General features: G+C 64.1%; 17 protein-coding genes. 10 read left to right on the top strand and 7 right to left on the bottom strand.

The genetic code is table 11. The annotated features are described in order from the left end of the window. The first annotated feature begins 65 nt into the window (after positions 1 to 65). Positions 66 to 689, top strand: a complete 624-nt coding sequence (locus U5L98_RS17580) for an L-threonylcarbamoyladenylate synthase (RefSeq protein WP_322559552.1) — start codon at positions 66 to 68, stop codon at positions 687 to 689. A gap of 22 nt (positions 690 to 711) precedes the next feature. Here the strand turns inward: U5L98_RS17580 and U5L98_RS17575 are convergent, their stop codons facing one another. Both U5L98_RS17575 and U5L98_RS17570 read right to left on the bottom strand, forming a co-directional pair. After that, positions 712 to 1,647: an ion transporter gene (locus U5L98_RS17575; RefSeq protein ID WP_322559551.1), complete on the bottom strand. Its 936-nt coding sequence runs from the start codon at positions 1,645 to 1,647 to the stop codon at positions 712 to 714. A 30-nt stretch (positions 1,648 to 1,677) separates the two neighbouring features. After that, a complete protein-coding gene (locus U5L98_RS17570; RefSeq protein WP_322559550.1) occupies positions 1,678 to 2,562 on the bottom strand; it encodes a CYTH domain-containing protein in 885 nt (294 codons plus the stop codon). Between the two features lie 104 nt (positions 2,563 to 2,666). Here U5L98_RS17570 and U5L98_RS17565 point away from each other — a divergent pair, with 104 nt between their 5' ends. The 6 genes from U5L98_RS17565 (at position 2,667) to glrR (ending at position 10,513) form a co-directional block, all read left to right on the top strand. Continuing rightward, positions 2,667 to 3,347 (top strand): TIGR00153 family protein, encoded by a 681-nt coding sequence (locus U5L98_RS17565; protein ID WP_322559549.1) that lies wholly within the window; start codon positions 2,667 to 2,669, stop codon positions 3,345 to 3,347. 76 nt (positions 3,348 to 3,423) lie between these two features. Further along, on the top strand, positions 3,424 to 4,689 hold the full coding sequence (locus U5L98_RS17560) for an inorganic phosphate transporter (protein ID WP_322559548.1): 1,266 nt from the start codon (positions 3,424 to 3,426) through the stop codon (positions 4,687 to 4,689). Positions 4,690 to 4,863: 174 nt separating this feature from the next. Beyond that, positions 4,864 to 6,177, top strand: a complete 1,314-nt coding sequence (gene argA, locus U5L98_RS17555; RefSeq protein ID WP_322559547.1) for an amino-acid N-acetyltransferase — start codon at positions 4,864 to 4,866, stop codon at positions 6,175 to 6,177. Positions 6,178 to 7,028: 851 nt separating this feature from the next. Next, positions 7,029 to 8,534 carry an ATP-binding protein gene (locus tag U5L98_RS17550; RefSeq protein WP_322559546.1) on the top strand — a complete coding sequence of 502 codons (1,506 nt, stop codon included), beginning with the start codon at positions 7,029 to 7,031 and terminating at the stop codon, positions 8,532 to 8,534. Then, positions 8,531 to 9,103, top strand: a complete 573-nt coding sequence (locus U5L98_RS17545; RefSeq protein ID WP_322559545.1) for a hypothetical protein — start codon at positions 8,531 to 8,533, stop codon at positions 9,101 to 9,103. Before U5L98_RS17550 ends, U5L98_RS17545 begins: the two co-directional genes overlap by 4 nt. Positions 9,104 to 9,118: 15 nt before the next feature. Next, positions 9,119 to 10,513 carry a two-component system response regulator GlrR gene (gene glrR / locus U5L98_RS17540; protein WP_322559544.1) on the top strand — a complete coding sequence of 465 codons (1,395 nt, stop codon included), beginning with the start codon at positions 9,119 to 9,121 and terminating at the stop codon, positions 10,511 to 10,513. A gap of 90 nt (positions 10,514 to 10,603) precedes the next feature. Here glrR and U5L98_RS17535 read toward each other — a convergent pair whose 3' ends face one another. Both U5L98_RS17535 and xseA read right to left on the bottom strand, forming a co-directional pair. Beyond that, positions 10,604 to 11,257, bottom strand: coding sequence for a peroxiredoxin (locus U5L98_RS17535; protein WP_322559543.1), 654 nt, complete (start codon positions 11,255 to 11,257; stop codon positions 10,604 to 10,606). 229 nt (positions 11,258 to 11,486) lie between these two features. Further along, positions 11,487 to 12,830: an exodeoxyribonuclease VII large subunit gene (gene xseA / locus U5L98_RS17530; RefSeq protein WP_322559542.1), complete on the bottom strand. Its 1,344-nt coding sequence runs from the start codon at positions 12,828 to 12,830 to the stop codon at positions 11,487 to 11,489. A gap of 180 nt (positions 12,831 to 13,010) precedes the next feature. Between xseA and guaB the strand changes: the two genes are divergently transcribed. Both guaB and guaA read left to right on the top strand, forming a co-directional pair. Beyond that, positions 13,011 to 14,480 carry an IMP dehydrogenase gene (gene guaB, locus U5L98_RS17525; protein ID WP_322559541.1) on the top strand — a complete coding sequence of 490 codons (1,470 nt, stop codon included), beginning with the start codon at positions 13,011 to 13,013 and terminating at the stop codon, positions 14,478 to 14,480. 95 nt (positions 14,481 to 14,575) lie between these two features. Beyond that, positions 14,576 to 16,153, top strand: a complete 1,578-nt coding sequence (gene guaA, locus U5L98_RS17520; RefSeq protein WP_322559540.1) for a glutamine-hydrolyzing GMP synthase — start codon at positions 14,576 to 14,578, stop codon at positions 16,151 to 16,153. Positions 16,154 to 16,266: 113 nt separating this feature from the next. On the opposite strand, the gene U5L98_RS17515 is transcribed toward guaA, so the two are convergent. Beyond that, positions 16,267 to 17,214: a helix-turn-helix transcriptional regulator gene (locus U5L98_RS17515; protein WP_322559539.1), complete on the bottom strand. Its 948-nt coding sequence runs from the start codon at positions 17,212 to 17,214 to the stop codon at positions 16,267 to 16,269. A gap of 171 nt (positions 17,215 to 17,385) precedes the next feature. Here U5L98_RS17515 and U5L98_RS17510 point away from each other — a divergent pair, with 171 nt between their 5' ends. Continuing rightward, entirely contained in the window at positions 17,386 to 17,628 is a 243-nt protein-coding gene (locus tag U5L98_RS17510; protein ID WP_322559538.1) for a VOC family protein, read from the top strand. Between the two features lie 31 nt (positions 17,629 to 17,659). Here U5L98_RS17510 and U5L98_RS17505 read toward each other — a convergent pair whose 3' ends face one another. Both U5L98_RS17505 and U5L98_RS17500 read right to left on the bottom strand, forming a co-directional pair. Continuing rightward, the gene (locus U5L98_RS17505) at positions 17,660 to 18,913 is read right to left on the bottom strand and encodes a type II toxin-antitoxin system HipA family toxin (RefSeq protein WP_322559537.1); all 1,254 of its coding nucleotides are present in this window, start codon (positions 18,911 to 18,913) and stop codon (positions 17,660 to 17,662) included. Beyond that, positions 18,903 to 19,172 (bottom strand): helix-turn-helix transcriptional regulator, encoded by a 270-nt coding sequence (locus U5L98_RS17500; RefSeq protein ID WP_322559536.1) that lies wholly within the window; start codon positions 19,170 to 19,172, stop codon positions 18,903 to 18,905. Before U5L98_RS17500 ends, U5L98_RS17505 begins: the two co-directional genes overlap by 11 nt. Positions 19,173 to 19,633: the final 461 nt, after the last annotated feature.

Genomic DNA, 19,633 nt, shown 5'->3' with positions numbered 1-19,633 from the left:
GGACACTGTATCGCGACGCGCTATAGTGACAGATACCTCTACTTGCCACTCAACAGGGAGCTTGCATGAGCCAGTTCTTCCAGATCCACCCGGACAACCCCCAGAAGCGTCTCATCGACCAGGCGACCCAGATCATCCGCGATGGCGGCGTGGTCGCCTACCCGACGGATTCCGGTTATGCGCTGGGCTGTCACCTGGGCGACAAGAAGGCCATCGAGAAGATCAAGTGGCTGCGCTCACTGGACGACAAGCACAATTTTACCCTGGTCTGCTCCGATCTCTCCGAGATCGGCACTTATGCCAAGGTGGACAACGACGTTTTCCGCCTGCTCAAGGCCCACACGCCGGGGGCCTATACGTTCATCCTGGATGCCACTACCGAAGTACCGCGGCTGCTGCTTCATCCCAAGCGTCGCTCCATCGGCGTGCGCGTGCCGGACCATGCCATCACCAGGGCACTACTCGCCAACCTGGGCGAGCCGCTGATGAGTGTCACCCTGATCCCGGTCGGGGAGGAGCTGCCGATGACCGATGCCGAGGAGATTCGCGAGCGCTTCGGCGCGCACCTCGATCTGGTGATCGATGGCGGCGCCTGCCATCTCGACGCCACCAGCGTGATCGATCTACGTGATCTGCCGCCGAAGATCCTCCGCGAGGGCCGCGGCGACGTCTCGCCCTTCCAGGTCTGATTCCCTCCTGTTCGCCGTCGGCTCAGCGGGTCGGCGGCGTATTGTTCTCATTGTCTTTCTCATCGCCACCATGCTCGCGCCACCAGGCCTCCTGCTCCTTTTCGCTCAGGCGAGGGTCGGGGGTCTCTTCATCCAGCCAGGTACCGCACAGCAGGCAGTATTTGGCGCGTTGTTCATGGCGGTCGTGGCCGCAGCCCGGGCAGGCCTCGTCGGAGTAGCGATCGGCGCGAATCGAGCGGATCACCTCGGCGGAAAAGACCCCGGTAGGCACCGCAATGATCGAGTAGCCGATCAGCATCACCATCACCGAGATCGCCTGGCCCAGCGGGGTCACCGGCACGATATCGCCGTAGCCCACGGTGGTGAGGGTGACGATGGCCCAGTAGATCGCTGTGGGGATGCTGGTAAAGCCGGCTTCCTCAGGCTCGATCAAGTAGACGAACGCGGCGAAGATGGTCACCAGCATGCAGACGGTGAACAGGAACAGGAATATCTGGTGGCTACTGCGCTTGAGGGCGTCCACCAGAAGTCGTGATTCCCCGACGAATTGCATGAGGCGCAGTATGCGAAAGATGCGCAGGGTGCGCAGCAGACGAATCACGACCAGCGACTGGCTGCCGGGAAGCACCAGTGCCAGCCAGGTCGGCAGGATCGCCAGCAGATCGACGATGCCGTAGAAACTGCGCAGGTAGATCAGAGGCTTTTCCAGGCAGTAGAGGCGTACGATCAGTTCGACAGTGAAGGTGAGGGTGAAACCCCACTCCATCCAGTAGAAAATGCTGCCGTATTCGGCATGGTAGGCGGGCACGCTGTCGAGCATGATCACCAGCACACTGCCGAGTATGGCGATGATCAGGGCGATATCGAAGCCCTTGGCCATCGGAGTATCTGATTCGAAGATGATCTGAAAGAGCCGGGTGCGCAGGCCTTCGCTGGCGGGCTTGTGAGTGTGGTTCACAGGGGTCGTCCTTGTGGTGGCCGAGGCCTGTCAGGCCAGGTCGACGCCGCCGGGCATCCGCCGGGCCAGTCGCAGCATCCGGCGGCCGAAGGCCGGGGTCAGCCAGTTCTCGGTGCCCAGCGCCTCGGCGAGGGCTCGGGCGTCGTCGTGCAGTGCCTCATCGTCGAGGGCATCATCGCCCGTTTCAGCCAGGCGTTGGAATGCCCGGCGCGCCTCGTCCCGCCAGGCGCCCTGACCGGTATCGGCCAGGGCATCCAGCGCCATGCTGGCGTGATGCAGCCAGGCCGCGGGGCCGCTGCCCTCGGGCATCGTCCAGCTACCGCCGAGCAGCGCCCCGCCGCGGGCCGCCTTGCTGGTGTCCGAGGGGCGCATGGGAATCGTATCGGCCAACTCTTCGGCCAGCGACCATAGCGCGACGGGCTCGCCTGCCTTGAGCTCCAACTCCAGTTCGCGGATGGGCACTGCATTCCCGCCCGCGCGGATTTCGCCTAGGTCCAGCGCAACCTCGAGGGTCATGCCCTCCTCCTCCAGCCACCAAGCCTCGCGCACGAAATCGGTGGCGAAGCGCGGCTCCAGTCGCTCGAGCAGGACCGGGTCGCGTTCGGCCATGGGCGGCAGGGTGGCCAGCCCCGAGAGATCGAGCCCCGGGCCCGGCACCTCCCACTCCCACTCACCGCGGGTCGAAAGACCGCCGCCCCCCTGGCCGCGGGTCTTGAGGGTCTGCAGCAGGCGGTCGCCGGCTCGGCGTAGGCGCAGCGCCATGCGCGCCCGCTCCAGGTCGCCTTCGGGGGTGTCGTAGTAGGTATTGCCCAAGCGCGTGAGTGTCGGGGCCAGGCCGGCCAAGCGGGGGTGGCTGCGCAGCGCTTCGGGCGCCTCGGCCCCCAGGGCCAGTTTGAGCTCGATCTCGTTCGCCATCGGGGCGCTACCTCGGTTTGATGAATATTGGATGATTTTTTCATGACGGTGGTGGTGTCAGTCACTATACTGACGCCGCCATTTTCCAGGTTCACAGATGCCCCATGGTGACATCCAATCCCTTCTCCGCGATGTTCGGTCGCTCGCCATTCCATCCGCTGCTGGCCCACATCGTCAAGGCCAACGAGTGCGCCGACGAGCTGCTGCCCTTCTTCGAGGCCTCCCTCGTCGGCGATTGGGACACCGCCGCCCAGCATCGCGATACCATCACGCGTCTCGAGCACGAGGCCGACGAACTCAAGACCGATCTGCGTCTCAATCTGCCCAACACCATGTTCCTGCCGGTGTCGCGCTCCGACCTGCTCGACCTGATCAGCGTCCAGGACAAGATCGCCAACAAGGTCCGCGACATCACCGGCATCATGCTCGGCCGGCGGATGCAGGTGCCCCAGGAACTGGCTCAGCCGATGCGCGACTACATGCGCACCGCGGTGGCCTGCGTAGCTCAGGCGCGCCATGCCCTGGAGGAGCTGAAGGACTTGCTGGAGTCCGGTTTCGGTCGCAACGTTTCCGACGTGATGCAGAAAATGATTCGCGAGCTGCATGTACTCGAGCAGCAGGCCGACGGCCAGCAGGTGACCATTCGCCGACAGCTCTTCGAGCTTGAGGATCGCCTGCCCCCCGTCGATGTGATGTTCCTCTACAAGATCATCGACTGGGTGGGCGAGCTCTCCGACCGCGCCGAGCGCGTCGGCAGCCGCCTGCAGATCATGACGGCCAACTGAAACCAACGGCCCCGGTGATCCCGGGGCCGTGTCGTGTTGACCTCCTTCATCAGACCGCAACAAGGGAACCCTCCCTATGTCGATCATCGCGCAACACGGTGAGATCTTCATCATTCTCGCCTGTCTCTTCGGCTTCTTCATGGCCTGGGGCGTCGGGGCCAACGATGTGGCCAACGCCATGGGCACCTCGGTGGGCTCCCGGGCCATCACCATCAAGCAGGCGATCATCATCGCCGTGATCTTCGAGTTCCTCGGCGCCTGGCTGGCCGGCGGCGAGGTAACCGACACCATCCGCAAGGGCATCATCGACCCCGAGCTGTTGCAGGATGATCCTCAGTTGCTGGTCTACGGCATGCTGGCAGCGCTGCTCGCTGCCGGTACCTGGCTGCTGATCGCCTCAGCCAAGGGCTGGCCGGTTTCCACCACCCACTCCATCGTCGGCGCCATCGTCGGCTTCGCTGCGGCCGGCCTGGGCGCGGGCGCGGTGGATTGGGGGGCGGTGGGCAAGATCGCCGCCAGCTGGCTCGTCTCGCCGCTGCTTGCCGGCTCCATCGCCTTCATGATCTTCAAGTCGGTGCAGCACCTGATCTTCGAGGCTCGCGACCCCTTCGCCGCGGCCAAGCGCTACGTGCCCATCTATGTCTTCCTGGTCGGCTTCATCGTCGCCATGGTGACCCTGACCAAGGGGCTCAAACACGTCGGCCTGGATCTCGGCTTCGGTGCCAGCTTCGTGGTGGCCGTGATCTTCGGTGCCCTCTGTTTGATCCTGGGCGTCCTGCGCGAGCGCCAGGTCAGCCGGGTCAAGCGCAAGACCGACCAGTTCGGCTTCGGCAGCGTCGAGCAGGTCTTCGGCGTGCTGATGATCTTTACTGCCTGCGCCATGGCCTTCGCCCACGGCTCCAACGACGTGGCCAACGCCGTGGGGCCCCTGGCGGCGGTGATCAGCGTGGTCCAGAGTGGCGGTGATGTGGAAGGCGCGGCCCTGGTGCCGTGGTGGGTGCTGGTGCTGGGTGGCAGTGGCATCGTCGTCGGCCTGGTCACCTACGGCCACAAGGTGATCGCCACCGTGGGCACCGGCATCACCGAGCTCACCCCGAGCCGTGGCTTCGCCGCGACCCTGTCCGCTGCCACCACCGTTGTGCTGGCCTCGGGTACCGGCCTGCCGATCTCCACCACCCATACCCTGGTGGGGGCTGTGCTGGGCGTGGGCCTGGCCCGCGGTATGGCGGCGCTCAACCTCCGGGTCATCGGCACCATCATCATGTCGTGGCTGATCACCCTGCCGGCCGGCGCCGGCCTCGCGATTCTGTTTTTCTTCACCTTCAAGGGCATGTTTGGTTAAGCGCCAAGCGACAAGCGCCGAGCTACAAGGAACCCCGAAGGCCGAGGCCCTCGGGGTTTCTTGTTCCGCGGCTGATTCCATGCTGTAGCTTGCAACTGACTGGTGCCGCCGTTTTTGTCGCTCTGATATAGTGAAGCCGACTCCCCTTCGTTCACCTGCTGCCGGAGTGCGGCCTTGGATAATCGTTTCCCCTTCGTGGACTGGTTTCGCAATTCCTCCCCTTACATCAATGCCCATCGCGGCCGCACCTTCGTCATCCTGATCGAGGGCGAGGCCATGGCCAGCGGGCGAGGGGAGCAGCTGATCCAGGATCTGGCGCTACTGCACACCCTGGGCGTGCGGCTGGTGGTGGTGTTCGGTATCCGGCCTCAGGTGCAGCAGGCGCTGGACGAGGCGGGTATCGTGCCCAGTCATCATCAGGGGCGCTGGGTGGCCAACGAGTCGATCATGTCCTGGGTCGAGCGTATCGCCGCCGAGCAGCGGCTATGGCTGGAGGCACGGCTCTCCCCGGGGCTCCCCAACACGCCGCTGCACGGCATCGAGATGACGGTGGTCTCCGGCAACCTGGTGATGGCCAAGCCGCTGGGCGTGCGCGAAGGCGTCGACTTCGACCACAGTGGCGAGGTGCGTCGGGTGCGGTCAGAAGCCATCGTAGGTCTGCTCGAGCGCGGTTCGCTGGTGGTTCTGCCGCCGCTGGGCTTCTCCAGCACTGGCGAGGTCTTCGACCTGGACGCCGCCGAGGTCGCTCGTCACGCCGCCACGGCGCTCGGCGCCGACAAGCTGATCCTGCTCGGTGAGGCCAGCGGGCTGTTCGACCGCAGCGGCCAGCTGCAGCGACAGCTGACCCCCAGCGAGGCCGAGCCGCTGCTTCAGCAGGTTGATCCCTCCAGCGAACTCGCCCGGCACATCGGCGCGGCCTGTGTCGCCGCACGGTATGGCGTGGCCCGCACCCACCTGCTCTCCTGGCACGACCATGACGCCCTGCTCGGCGAGCTGTTCACCCGCGACGGGGTGGGCACCATGATTACCGAGCATCGCTACGAACAGCTGCGAGCGGCGGAGCTCGGCGATATCGGCGGCCTGATCGAACTTCTCGAGCCGTTGGAGCAGCGCGGCATGCTGGTGCCACGCTCCCGGGAACGGCTGGAGTACGAGATCGACGACTACCTGGTGATCGAGCGTGACGGCATGATCATCGGCTGTGCCGCCCTGCATACCTTCGGTGAAGCCACGATGGGAGAGCTGGCCTGCGTCGCAGTCCATGACGACTACCGTGGAGGAGCCCGCGGGGAGCTGCTGCTCGCCGAAATCGAGCGCCGAGCCCGCCGTCTGGAGCTCACGGCCCTGTTCGCCCTGACCACCCATACGACCCACTGGTTCTTCGAGCACGGCTTTCGCCTGGCCGATATCGAGACTTTGCCGCCCCTGCGTCGCGACACCTACAGCCACGCGCGCAAGTCCAAGGTGCTGGTCAAGCCCATGGCCTGAAGGGCGCGCTGTCGTCGGGATGCGTCGACGAGATTACTGGCGTCGCCATCCGGAGACTATTTAACCATGTGAAAATAAAGAGATCCTTCAGAAATTCCCGGAAAGCGTCTCCAGATAGCGACGAAAAATCACCCTCATGCTCTCCCTCGTCACCCTTTAGCTGGCTTCCTCCGGCCCACGCTGCTTTATTATTGTCATAAACTTCTGATTTTAATTGTTTAATGCGATTTCTGGCACGCCGTTGGCAACAGTCAGAATGAGCAAGGGGAAACGGTTCATACGGCTCGAACCGTTTCCCGGTCGCCGAAGGGAGTCGGGCCATCACTGCCCTGTGTTCCCGCTCCCCGAGTCGACCAGTGTCTGCTCCAAGCGATGTGTACTTTGAGGTTGCGATGAGACGGTACCGCCGTCAGGCAAGGATCGGTATCGAGAGGGCAAGGATGCCCCTGGCAGGGATGCCTCTCCCCCGGTAGGGGGATCGAATTGCGCAGCATCGTCGTCGGCCCCGGTCGCGGCGGTGGTGCCAGGAGCGGAGCAGGGCGGCGTGCCACGCGTTGGTTCGCCACTCGCATGAGGATGACCAGCCCCTGGTGGCAGATGGCGCCTCATGGCTTCGGGGCCTTTCCGGCCCATGGACATTCGGGCAATGGACGGACCAGGCCGTCGATTGGTCGAATGTTCAGACCCTTCAGTTCCCTGCGTATTGGGCCGGCTCTGCCGGCCCTTTTTTTCTCTTGCGGATCGTTACTGCGGGTTGGCGCCGATTGGCCGCGGGGCGCTCGGAAGAACTCTGGTATCCTTGGGATTGGATGATGGTGTTTCCCGTTAGTCTTCAGCAAAGAACGCTGTTCATGACCTCAGCCGTTACGCGTCGCTGGCGGCCGCGCTCGCTGTTGCAGCTGGTGCTGCTGGCCTTCCTGGTAGTGATGTTGCCGCTGGCCGTGCTGATGATCCAGGCCGGCCAGGCCATCTCCGAGCTGTCACGCCTGGCCGATGTCAGTGCCCGCCAGGCGGTGGAAGAGACCCGGCGTGCCCGTTCGCTGGGTGCCCTGGCGCTGGAGATGGAGCGCGCTGCCCGCCAGTATGCCGTGGTCGAGCAGGAGAGTCTGCTGGAGATATTCGACGACCGTCTCGAGGAGTTCCGTGAGTTACTGGCTCAGCAGCGTCAGCTGCTGCCCGATGATCCCGATGTGGCGGCGTTGGAGGAGCGGCTCGACCGCCTCGCCGAACTGCCCGAGCTGCCTCTCGAGGCGTTCACCGCGCGGCTCGCCGACTTCCTTCCCTTCGCTCAGCATACCGAGGCGATGCGCCGCGCCACCAACCGGCGTATCGACGCGCGCATCGAGGGGATCCGTGCTCGAGCCGAGGCCGTGCAGGTCCGCCTGTGGTGGCAGACCGCGGCGCTGGTCTCGGCGAGCCTGGTGTTGATGCTGTTGTTCACTCGCCTGATCATCCACCCCATTCGCCAGCTCGAGCGTCGCATCCTGGGCATCGGCAGCGTGGGGGGCGATACGAGACAGAAGCCACGGCCCCTCAAGGGCCCGGCGGAGCTGGTCGCCCTTGATGAGCGGCTGGACTGGTTAGCCTCGCGGCTCGAGGAGCTGGAGGCCCAGAAACAACAGTTTCTGCGCCATATGTCCCACGAGCTCAAGACACCGCTGGCCAGCGTACGCGAGGGCTCGTCGCTGCTCGCCGACGGCGTGGCCGGCGAGGTCACGCCGCGCCAGCGCGAGATTCTCGAGCTGATCGATGCCAGCGGCCGCGACTTGCAGCGGCTGATCGAGCAGCTGCTTGACTACAATCTGTTTCAGCATGACCGCCAGTTGGATATCGAGCAGCAGGATGTCGCCACCATGGTCAAGGAAGTTTTGGCCAAGCATCGCCTGGCCCTCGACAGCAAGGAGATGCGGGTCAACTGCTTCGATGGCCCCCTGGCCTGGGAGCTCGATCGCACCGCCACGGTTCGGATCCTCGACAACCTGATCTCCAATGCCATCGCCTATGGCGAAGACGGTGGCGTGCTGGAGATCCGTGCCCGGCCGCTGCGTGACCGGCTGGTGATCGAGGTCGCCAACAGTGGCGCGCCGATCGACGAGGAGGATCGCGAGCGGCTCTTCGAAGCCTTCTTCCAGGGCAGCGTTCGCCGCAAGGGGCCGCTCAAGGGCTCCGGCATCGGCCTCTCGGTAGCCGCCGACTGTGCCCGGCTCCAGCGCGGCAGCCTGGAGCTCGTCGACGATGCCCGGCTGGCAGTGTGCTTTCGCCTGACCCTGCCGCGGCGGGTTCCAGCAACCGAGCAGGACCACAAACATCCGATGCTCGCCATGGCGGGCGACCACTCAAGGAATGATACCCCATGACTGCGCGCCCCTGGCTCCTTTGCCTGGCCACGGCCTTGCTGGCCGGCTGTCAGTATCTGCCCGAGCAGCTGCAGTTGCCCTCTGGGCCGTCATCCCCACAGAGCCCCTCCAATGGATCGGCGTTGTGCCATGCCGAGCTACCGGATTTCGACAATGCGCCTTGCCTGCTTCACGACTGGGTGGCCTTCGGCCTGGCTTCCCAGCGCGGCGACCGGGTGTGGCGAGAGGCCACCTTGACACGCCTCGGCGGTGAGAGTGCCGAGCGGCGCCTGGCGCGTGCCATGCTGCTCGCCTGGGGCGATCGGCGGCAGTGGAACCGTGCCTCGGAGCTCTACAAGGCCGATCTGCACGCTGCACCGTCAGACCTGCAGCCGCTGCTGCGTTACTGGCTCAACGAGCTGGAGGGGCGTCGCCGCCTGGCCGGTCAACTGGCCGAGAGCCGGGGCGAGCACCAGGCCGCGGTGGAGGAGAATGCGGCCCTCACCGAGGAACTCGAGGCCCTGGCCGAGAAGCTCGAGCAGCTCACCGCTATCGAACAGAGCATCAACCTGCGACAGCAGAATGAATGAATCGGGAGAGACGACATGAAGCGGACTGGACGCCTGCCCAACGCCGGTGAGCACGGCGCACACATCCTGCTGGTGGATGACGACGTCAGCCTGTTGAAACTGCTGGGCATGCGGCTCGAGAGCCGGGGCTATCGTGTCACCACTGCCGAGAGCGGCCGCGAGGCCCTCAAGCGGCTGGAAGTCGCTCGTCCCGACCTGGTGCTGTCGGATCTGCGTATGGACGAGATGGACGGACTGGCGCTGTTCCAGGAACTCCAGCGCCGGGTACCGGGCCTGCCGGTGATCATCCTCACCGCCCACGGTTCGATTCCCGATGCCGTTAGCGCCACCCGCCAGGGGGTGTTCGGCTTCCTCACCAAGCCGGTGGATCGCGACGAGCTCTTCGCCGCTATCGACGATGCCCTGGCCCAGACCTCCGGCTCCGGCCTGCAGGGCAACGACCACTGGCGGGAAGCGATCATCACCCGCAGCCCGGAGATGGAGCGCATCCTCGAGCAGGCCCGCATGGTGGCTGCCGCGGATGTCAGCGTGCTGATCACCGGCGCCTCGGGTTCTGGCAAGGAGCTGCTGGCCGGCGCCATCCACAAGGCCAGCCCGCGGGCCGACAAGCCCTTCGTGGCGATCAACTGCGGCGCGCTGCCCGAGCAGCTGCTGGAGAGCGAGCTGTTCGGCCACGCTCGGGGTGCCTTCACCGGGGCAGTGAGCGAGCACCGCGGCCTCTTCCAGGCGGCCGACGGTGGCAGCCTGTTTCTCGACGAGATCGGCGACATGCCGCTGACACTGCAGGTCAAGCTGCTTCGCGCCCTGCAGGAGCGCCAGATTCGCCCGCTCGGTTCCACCACCTCGATCCCCATCGACGTGCGCATCATCTCGGCGACGCATCGCGACCTGGACCGCGCCATGCACGAGGGGGAGTTCCGCGAGGATCTCTACTACCGCCTCAACGTGGTGAACCTTCGGCTGCCGGCGCTCAGGGAGCGCGCCGAGGACGTACCGCTGCTGGCCAAGCACCTGGTGGCCCAGGCTGCTGCCCGGCACAAGCCCTTCGTCAAGGGCTTCTCGCCGGAGGCGCTCAACCTGCTGGCCACCTCGGCCTGGCCCGGCAACGTGCGACAGCTGGTCAACGTGGTGGAGCAGTGTGTAGCCCTGACCACCTCGCCGATGATTCCCGAAGGGCTGGTGGCCCAGGCGCTGACTGCCGAGGATAGCGCCCTGCCGACCTTCAACGACGCCCGGGCCGGCTTCGAGCGCCGCTACCTGGTCAAGGTGCTCAAGATCACCGAGGGCAACGTCACCCAGGCGGCGCGCATCGCCGGGCGCAACCGCACCGACTTCTACAAGCTGCTGGCCCGCCATGAACTCGAGCCCGGCGCCTTCAAGCCGGCCGCCCGCCAGGCTGAGCACCACTAAGCCCTCCTCACCGGGGGCACGATTGCGAGGTACCAGGCAAGACCCCCTGCCGGAGCAGGGGGTCTAGGTGGCGTGAGCTGAGCCGCCAGCTTACTTGGGCAGCTTGGTCCGGCGCAGGTAGGGGAAGATGGTCTCGTATTCGCCGAACTTCGCCTTGGCGTCCTCGTTGGAGACCGTCGGCGGGATGATCACGTCCTCACCGACGTTCCAGTCGGCCGGCGTGGCCACGCCCTTGCCATTGGCGGTCTGCAGGGCGTCCAGGGCGCGCAGCACCTCGGCGAAGTTACGGCCCACGTTCATCGGGTAGGTCATGGAGAGCTTGAGCTGCTTGTCCGGACCGATGATGAACACCGAACGCACGGTGGCGCTATCGGCCGGAGTGCGGCCGTCCGGCAGGTAGGCATCGGCCGGCAGCATGTCGAACTGCTTGGCAACCTTGAGGTCCTCGTCGGCGATGATCGGGAAGCCGACTTCGCAGCTGGCGAAGCTGGAGATGTCATTGATCCACTTCTTGTGGTCCTCGACACCGTCCACCGAAACGCCGATCACCTTGGTGTCGCGCTTTTTCCACTCCTCGCTGAGCTTGGCGACGGCGCCGAACTCGGTGGTGCAGACCGGGGTGAAGTCCTTGGGGTGCGAGAAGAGGATGGCCCAGCTGTCGCCGATCCACTCGTGGAAGCGGATCGGACCCTGGCTGGTTTCGGCCTCGAAATCGGGTACGACATCATTGATGCGTAGTGACATGGTGCAACTCCCTATCGTTCGTGTGGTTGAAGCTGCCGGCACGCGTTATGACATGCAGGCAGTGAAAGCTTTCTTTCTTGAGCGTACCGACATTGTCGGGCCTGGCGGCGCTCTGGACAACGGCCCGGTAGCGCGTTCTTATTTCTTCATAGCCTAACGTTATACGTCTACACCATATCAACCAGCGGCGAAGGTCGCCAAGGGGCGGACTGTCGCACCCATGTCGGTCTCACTCGCCATTGCTGTCGCGTACCCGCAGGACGAGCCGCCCTTCGCCCAGGCGCGCCTCGAGCGCCTGGCCGGGCGCAACGTCGCTTGCCCGCCGGACGACCTGACCCTGTTCGTCCTCGAGAATGGCATAGCCTCGCCCCAGCACCGCCAGCGGGCTCACGGCCTGAAGCTCGCGCACCAGCCCCCCCAGCCGCTCGTGATGGTGGGCTAGCTCTCGCGGCATGGCCTGGTGGAGCCGTCCGCGTGCTCGCGTGAGCCGTTGATCGGCCTGTTCCACCAGCCAGCCCGGCGAGCGCAGGGCGAGGCGCTGGCGCAGGTGTTGCTCATGACGACGTTCGCCGGCGAGCCTGGCCCCCATGGCCCGCCGCAGGCGTCCTTCCAGCTCGGTCAGCTGCCGGCGGCGCGCGGCCAACACTTCGCCGGGATGGCGCAACCGGGCTCGTAGGTGGTCCAGCCGCTGGGCCTCGGTCTCCAGGCGCGCGCGCAGGGCCCTGGAGAGCCGCTCGGCCAACCGCTCGAGGCGGTGGAGCCGCTCGCGGCGGTCGGGCACCAGTTGCTCGGCGGCGGCGGAAGGCGTTGGGGCGCGCAGGTCGGCGGCGAAGTCGGCCAGGGTGACATCCACCTCGTGGCCCACCGCCGAAATTACCGGCAGGGGCGAGTGGAAGATCGCCCGGGCCAGATGCTCGTTGTTGAAGGCCCAGAGATCCTCCAGGCTGCCACCGCCACGGGTGATCAGGATGGCGTCGTGGGCCGGGTCCAGCGCCTGCTGGCGGTTGAGCAGGCCCAGGGCCGAGATCAGCGCCGGGGCGGCCTCGCGACCCTGCACCGGCACCGGGATCAGCGTTACCTGCACCAGCGGCCAGCGCGCCGCGAGCACCGCCAGCACATCGCGGATTGCCGCCCCGGTGGGGGACGAGAGCACCAGCAGGTGGCGCGGCGGATAGGGCAGGGCGCGCGCATTGGCGAACACACCCTCGTCGGCTAGCCGGGCCTTCAGCCGCTCGAAGGCCGCCAGCAGCTCGCCTTCGCCCGCCGCCTGCACCGCCTCGACGATCAGCTGGTAGTCGCCGCGGGGCTCGAACAGCGACACCTGGCCGCGCACCTTGACCCGGTCGCCGTCGCGCATGGGGGCGGCCATGAAGCGCGCCCGGGTGCGGAACAGCGCGCAGCGCAGCTGGGCCCGGTCGTCCTTGAGGGTGAAGTAGATGTGCCCCGAGCCCGGCCGCGACACCCCGGAGAGCTCGCCCTCCACCCACACCTCGCCGACATCCTGCTCCAGCGCCTGGCGGGCGTGGCGGTTGAGCTCGCTGACGGAAAGCGGGGCGTCCTCGGGGCGGAGCATGGTGCGGTCATCGCTGGGAGTGGAGGCCAATATCCTAGCATGTGCCGCGGTCCCGGTGGCAGCGCCCGGGGGCTGCGGGAACCCGATGCCTGTGACTCGCATTGCCGGCCCCCGGGCAGGGTCGCTATAATGGGGGATTAATTTTACTCCCTTCCACCAGTTCACTGGGTGTTGCCGCATATGCTACGTATGGCCCAAGAAGCCCTGACGTTTGATGACGTATTACTCCTGCCAGGGTATTCCGATGTCCTGCCCAACGACGTCAGCCTCAGGACCCGCGTGACCCGCGACCTCTTCCTGAACATCCCGCTGCTCTCCGCGGCCATGGACACCGTCACCGAGGCGCGACTGGCCATCGCCATGGCCCAGGAAGGCGGCATCGGCATCATCCACAAGAGCATGACCATTGCCCACCAGGCGGCCGAGGTGCGCAAGGTCAAGAAGCACGAGAGCGTGATCGTCAAGGATCCCGTCACCGTGGGGCCCAAGGCCAAGCTGGCGGACCTGCTGGCGATGGCCGAGGAGCACGGCTTCTCCGGCTTCCCGGTGGTAGAGGGCGAGACGCTGGTGGGCCTGGTGACCCAGCGCGACATGCGCTTCCAGCCCAACCACGGCGACAGCGTGGCCGACATCATGACCCCCGGCGAGAAGCTCGTCACCGTGCCGGTGGGCACCGATCTCTCCGTCATCAAGGGCAAGATGCAGGAGCACCGCATCGAGAAGATGCTGGTGGTGGATGATGCCTTCCGCCTGCGTGGCCTGGTCACCTTCCAGGACATCGAGAAGGCCCGCACCTTCCCCTATGCCGCCAAGGATGCCGACGGTCGCCTGCTGGTCGGCGCCGCCGTGGGCACCGGCCCCGAGACCCCCGACCGCATCGCCGCCCTGGCCGAGGCCGGCGTCGACGCGGTGGTGGTCGATACCGCCCACGGCCACTCCCAGGGCGTGATCGACCGGGTGCGCTGGGTGAAGGAGCACTTCCCGCAGATCCAGGTGATCGGCGGCAACATCGCCACGGCGGAAGCGGCCAAGGCGCTGGCCGAGGCCGGTGCCGACGCCGTCAAGGTGGGCATCGGCCCCGGCTCCATCTGCACCACCCGCATTGTTGCCGGCGTGGGCGTGCCGCAGATCACCGCCGTTTCCAACGTGGCCGCGGCGCTGGTGCCCTACGACATCCCGCTGATCGCCGATGGCGGCGTGCGCTTCTCCGGCGATCTGGCCAAGGCCATCGCCGCAGGTGCCAGCACCGTGATGGTCGGTGGCCTGCTGGCCGGCACCGAGGAGGCGCCGGGCGAGATCGAGCTCTACCAGGGCCGCACCTACAAGGCCTACCGCGGGATGGGTTCCATGGGCGCCATGTCCCAGAAGCAGGGCAGCGCCGACCGCTACTTCCAGGACAAGAGCGAGGGTGCCGAGAAGCTGGTGCCGGAAGGCATCGAAGGCCGGGTGCCCTACAAGGGCATGATGAGCGCCATCGTCCACCAGCTGATGGGCGGCCTGCGCGCCTCCATGGGCTACACCGGCTGCCGCGACATCCAGGAGATGCGCACCAAGCCGCAGTTCGTGCAGATCACCGGGGCCGGCTTCAACGAGTCCCACGTGCACGACGTGCAGATCACCAAGGAAGCCCCCAACTACCGCGCGGGTTGACCCCAGCTTGACGCCGGAAGCTTGAAGCTGGAAGTGGCCGCGCCGCTTCCAGCTTTCGTGTTTCCGGGCCGTTCGCCTCTCAAAGGAAAGGCCAGATGACCGACATTCACGCCCACAAGATCCTGATCCTCGACTTCGGCTCCCAGTACACCCAGCTGATCGCCCGCCGGGTGCGCGAGATCGGCGTCTACTCCGAGGTTCGCGCCTTCGACATCACCGAGGCCGAGATTCGCGAGTACGCGCCCAACGGCATCATCCTCGCCGGCGGCCCGGAATCCGTCACCGAGCTGGATTCGCCCCGCGCCCCACAGTGCGTGTTCGAACTGGGTCTGCCGGTGCTGGGCATCTGCTACGGCATGCAGACCATGGCCGAGCAGCTTGGCGGCGCCGTCGAAGGCTCCCACGTTCACGAGTTCGGCTACGCCCAGATCCGCATCGATGAGGAGACTGCGCTGTTCCGCAACATCTCGGACCATATCGACCACGAAACTGGCCGGAACCTGCTCGATGTGTGGATGAGCCATGGCGACAAGGTCGCCCGCGTGCCGGCCGAGTTTACCGTCACCGCCTCCACCCCGAGCTGCCCCATCGCCGCCATGGCCTGGGAGGAAAAACGCTTCTTTGGCGTGCAGTTCCACCCCGAGGTGACCCACACCCTGCAGGGCCTGCGCATTCTCGAGCATTTCGTGCTGGAGATCTGTGGCGCCGAGCGCCTCTGGACACCGGCCCAGATCATCGAGGACCAGATCGAGCGGGTGCGCGAGCAGGTGGGCGAGCGCCACGTGCTGCTCGGCCTCTCCGGCGGCGTGGACTCCTCGGTGGTAGCGGCGCTCTTGCACAAGGCGATCGGCGACCAGCTGACCTGCGTCTTCGTCGACAACGGCCTCTTGCGCAAGGCCGAGGGCGAGCAGGTGATGGAGACCTTCGCCCGCCACATGGGCGTGAAGGTGATCCGCGTGGATGCCGAGGAGCTGTTCCTCTCTCGGCTCCAGGATGCGGCCGACCCCGAGGCCAAGCGCAAGATCATCGGCAACACCTTCATCGAGGTGTTCGATGACGAGGCGAGCAAGATCGAAGGCGTGGACTTCCTCGCTCAGGGCACCATCTACCCGGACGTGATCGAGTCCGCCGCCAGCAAGACCGGCAAGGCTCACGTGATCAAGTCACACCACAACGTCGGCGGCCTGCCCGAGACCATGAAGCTCAAGCTCGTCGAGCCGCTGCGTGAGCTGTTCAAGGACGAGGTACGCAAGCTCGGTGTCGAGCTTGGCCTGCCCTACGACATGGTCTACCGCCACCCCTTCCCGGGGCCGGGACTGGGCGTGCGCATCCTCGGCGAGGTGAAGAAGGAGTACGCCGACATCCTGCGCGAGGCCGACGCCATCTTCATCGAGGAGCTGCACAAGGCGGACTGGTACCACAAGACCAGCCAGGCCTTCGCCGTCTTCCTGCCGGTGCGCTCGGTCGGCGTGGTCGGCGACGCCCGCCGCTACGAGTGGGTCATCGCCCTGCGCGCGGTGGAGACCATCGACTTCATGACCGCCCGCTGGGCCCACCTGCCCTATGAGCTGCTGGAGAAGGTCTCCAACCGCATCATCAACGAGATCACCGGCGTCTCCCGCGTGACCTACGATGTGAGCAGCAAGCCGCCAGCGACGATCGAGTGGGAGTGAGGCTAGGTGATCTCAATAACTGCCTTGCTCTTTGAACGATAAGTTTCTGTTGAATAAGCCTGCCCTTCATGGGCAGACTTATTTGGGCGGGTGGTGCTGCTTGATTGTTTTTTCTACCTGACTCTGAAGTCTGATGGATCTAACTCAAACTCTTTATCTATTTCAAGTTTTTTCATTATGGCTGGCAGGACCTGATGGATGACTCTCATTCCTACCAATAGTTCATTCATGTATATGTCGGGGTGAAGCCGCGAAGAATTGACTCCAAGGCTCTCTGCTTCGGCCTCATGATCTAGCTCATCAGTAGATTTGTAGACCATCTCGAGAAGCTCGGCTTTCAGCGGCACACCAGCTCGGAAGGCTTTTTCTTTAACGATATTTATCCACTTTCCGTAGTCAGATAAAATCTGATGCCTGAAATTTTTGAAGTTTGGTGCAATACCATCGTCGACTTCGATCTTGCAGGCGGCAAGGGAAAGCAAGCATGCTTCTATTTCACATCCTGTTGGGTCGAATAAGTCAAGATGATCATCATAGATCAAGTCATTAATGTATGCGGCGTAAAAGCCGTAAACGCTGTTGAGTGACGTGTAGATACCATAAATGAGTGACGAGTAAGGGGTCTCGAGAAGTGCTTGAAGTTCTTCGTCTTCCAGGTTGTTGTAATCAATATCAAGCTCTTTGGGAAAGATTTTAGGTATCGAGACTCCCATTTGTTGTAGTGTGTGGAATGTGCTCCAGCAAAGAGTTTCCTCTTCGTCTTCCAGAGGGCGGGTGTAATAACCTGTCTCCGCTCCCTCGTGAGCTAGCTCTGCCAGATAATGGATGAGTTTTTTCCATTTCAAGCTGTTTTCTTTTGAGCCAGACCAGAGAACGAAAGCTGGGTCTAATTCATCGATATCTGCAAGTTTCTTAAGTCTATCCTGCATTGTTAGGGACATGTGTTCGCCCTTTTTCCATTTCGTGATTTGGGCCGGCGATATGTCGAGGCGAGAGGCCAGGTCTTTCTGGCTACATTTCAAGTTGCCCAAGGCAAGTTTTACGAGTGCTTCACTATCCATCGCTATCATCCTTTCTGCCGATCAATAAGATAGGTACGGATTTTAGTCTAGATTGACATTTAGTAAATTTCAAAATAAATTTACTAAATTTTCTAGATCCAGGAAGGTCGCAATGGAGCTGCGTGCCTGAGAAGGACTGGTTCGGGCTGGACCGGTTTCGGTGCTGCAAGCGTGACGGAGGCGAGAAGCAGCTTCGCCGGCATTACCCTGGCGCCCAATGTGTCGAGCGAAACCGAGGTCGACGCGGTGCTAAGCGAGGCGGAGCGCGCCGGCGGTCGGATCGTGAAGCCCGCCAGCAGGGCGGAGTGGGGCGGGTATTCCGGTTATTTCGCCGACCCGGATGGTCACCTCTGGGAAGTGGCCCATAACCCCGGTTTTCCTATCGATGCCGAGGGAAACACCTGGCTTGGCTGAGCGTTCCGAGCGGGGGATGAGGGACAGCCCCTCATCTACTCGCCGTCCACCGCTCAGGCATCTTTCTGCAGTTGCTCAGCAGTCGTTGTTGCAGCCTCTCCAACAGCGTCTGCTCCGTGCCCTGGTGGGCCTCGGTACCCAGAGAGGCGAGGGTGCTGTCGATAGCTGCCGGCATGCATTCAGCGAGTTCGACCCCCTGGCGCAGGAAGTAGCCTGGCTGGAACCGCATCCAGCGGGCCAGCGCTTCGAGGTGTGAACGCTCGATGCTGCCGGGGCGATTCTCGCCGGCGATGCGAAACGCGAAGTGCCGCGAAAGCCCGCTGTAGAGCGTCGTGCTCATCAGGTCGTAGAACGGTGCCAACCGGGGGCCGTCGTCGGTGTAGAGGATGGCCAGGTTCTTGGCGTGGCTGTCGTGATTGCCGATCAATAGATTAAAGAAGAGCCAGCCGATGAGTCGCCGTAAGTCCTTGGCTGGCGCGCCGGCAAGTTGCAAGAGTTCGCGACAGCGTGCCAGGCCGGGGCCACCATCGCTTTCATACTTGATTTGCGAGGGAGTACCGGCGAGCTGACAGAAGTCGAGCTGGTGCAGGCGTCGCAGCCTTCCGTATTCGTCGGCAACGCGGTCATAGCGGCGTACCAGACAGGCAAGGGTATCCGGCTGGTAGTGGGCTTCGGCGACCTCGAGTCCGAGTTCGGCGGCGAGCCGCATGCAGAAGGTCTCGTTGATGGCGGTGGCCCATACTCCTCTCAGGCCTTGAATGTCCGGCTTGAGAATATGGCTGGAAGGCGCCGAGCCTTCCGGTATGGCGGGGCTTCCGTCCTCCTGCACCATCAACAGCAACTTGTCCTGAGCACCGGCCAGCGAGATGCGGGCTTCCTCGGAGAGCAGGGGGCCCCGCTCCCTGTTTCGCAGGTGTGTCGCCAGGGCTTCCCAACTGATGGACCGATAGGTCGGCGGAGCCAGTGACTCCCCCGGTGGCAGCAGGGTGAAGCCACTGGCCGTATCACCGCCGATGGCCTTCAGCAGCCCGAAAACGGTTGTGGTGTGGTGGCGAAGCTCCAGGTGATGACGCAGGTCGCCTTCCGGTAGCAGGTTCTCGAAGTAGGCCAGTACCTCATCGCCAACGTGAACCTGCTGCTCGAAGGGGAGTAAGGGTGAGAGGCTAACCGCATCGGGGTGTTCCACCCACGCTGGCGCATACTCGAAGCGCAGCGGGTGGGCGTCGTATAGGCGACCAACGTAGTGATCGCCATGGTAGACCTCCAGGGTATCGTCACTCGCCATGGCGTCTGCCACCCTTGCGCCGCACGACGACTTCGAGCCCCATCAGATCCAGAACGTCCAGCACCTTCTGCAGTTGCAGGGTCGGCTTGCCCCGCTCCAGATCGACAATGAAGCGATTTCCGGTGCCGGCTAGCCCGGCGAGGTCGGTCTGTAACAGATCCTGCTCGGCGCGCAGCTGGCGCACCAGCTTGCCGAGGTCTTCGCTGTGGCGAATGGGAACGGCAGAGTGGGCCAGAATAGGGCTGTCGTGTGTCGGCATTGCAAACCTCACAGTAAGTACCGTTTGGTAATCCTAGGTGCGGAATTGGCGATCCGCAATGAATTAATTACCGAACGGTAATTTTATTGCGTATTCAGCCCGAGTCGTTTGTAAAGTTACCGATCGGTAATTCGCTGTAAAGCTGAGAAATAGATAGGGGGGATTCCGTGAAGCGGGCCCGGTCTGCCTTGCCCCTGGCAACCATCAACGCCTAGTTTCTAGGATCAGATTGAACGGCATTTCAGCCGAGTGCCGGCGGGCGGATCATCAAGCCGGCCCGCACAGCGGAGTGGGACGGCTACTCTGGCTAATTTTCTGATCCCGGCGGCTATCTCCGGGAGGTGGCGCATAATCCTTATTTTCCCATCAATGATGAAGGGAATACCTGGCTTGGCTGAGCATGGCATTGAATTGGTTGCGAAAAGCGCGGTGCCTGATCGGCACGGAACGCAGCGAGTGAG

It is taken from the genome of Halomonas sp. (assembly GCF_034520545.1).
Taxonomy (GTDB): domain Bacteria; phylum Pseudomonadota; class Gammaproteobacteria; order Pseudomonadales; family Halomonadaceae; genus Halomonas.
Note: the sequence above shows the minus strand (reverse complement) of the source record. Positions and strands in the feature narration are given on the sequence as shown.

What these genes read in the sequence shown, in the direction of transcription:
- U5L98_RS17550 (WP_322559546.1), top strand. Translation starts at nt 7,029, where the DNA reads ATGACCTCAGCCGTTACGCGTCGCTGGCGGCCGCGCTCGCTGTTGCAG.
- U5L98_RS17500 (WP_322559536.1), bottom strand. Translation starts at nt 19,172, where the DNA reads ATGCCGACACACGACAGCCCTATTCTGGCCCACTCTGCCGTTCCCATT.
- U5L98_RS17570 (WP_322559550.1), bottom strand. Translation starts at nt 2,562, where the DNA reads ATGGCGAACGAGATCGAGCTCAAACTGGCCCTGGGGGCCGAGGCGCCC.
- glrR (WP_322559544.1), top strand. Translation starts at nt 9,119, where the DNA reads ATGAAGCGGACTGGACGCCTGCCCAACGCCGGTGAGCACGGCGCACAC.
- guaB (WP_322559541.1), top strand. Translation starts at nt 13,011, where the DNA reads ATGCTACGTATGGCCCAAGAAGCCCTGACGTTTGATGACGTATTACTC.
- U5L98_RS17565 (WP_322559549.1), top strand. Translation starts at nt 2,667, where the DNA reads ATGGTGACATCCAATCCCTTCTCCGCGATGTTCGGTCGCTCGCCATTC.
- U5L98_RS17505 (WP_322559537.1), bottom strand. Translation starts at nt 18,913, where the DNA reads ATGGCGAGTGACGATACCCTGGAGGTCTACCATGGCGATCACTACGTT.
- U5L98_RS17580 (WP_322559552.1), top strand. Translation starts at nt 66, where the DNA reads ATGAGCCAGTTCTTCCAGATCCACCCGGACAACCCCCAGAAGCGTCTC.
- U5L98_RS17535 (WP_322559543.1), bottom strand. Translation starts at nt 11,257, where the DNA reads ATGTCACTACGCATCAATGATGTCGTACCCGATTTCGAGGCCGAAACC.
- guaA (WP_322559540.1), top strand. Translation starts at nt 14,576, where the DNA reads ATGACCGACATTCACGCCCACAAGATCCTGATCCTCGACTTCGGCTCC.
- U5L98_RS17545 (WP_322559545.1), top strand. Translation starts at nt 8,531, where the DNA reads ATGACTGCGCGCCCCTGGCTCCTTTGCCTGGCCACGGCCTTGCTGGCC.
- xseA (WP_322559542.1), bottom strand. Translation starts at nt 12,830, where the DNA reads ATGCTCCGCCCCGAGGACGCCCCGCTTTCCGTCAGCGAGCTCAACCGC.
- U5L98_RS17515 (WP_322559539.1), bottom strand. Translation starts at nt 17,214, where the DNA reads ATGGATAGTGAAGCACTCGTAAAACTTGCCTTGGGCAACTTGAAATGT.
- U5L98_RS17560 (WP_322559548.1), top strand. Translation starts at nt 3,424, where the DNA reads ATGTCGATCATCGCGCAACACGGTGAGATCTTCATCATTCTCGCCTGT.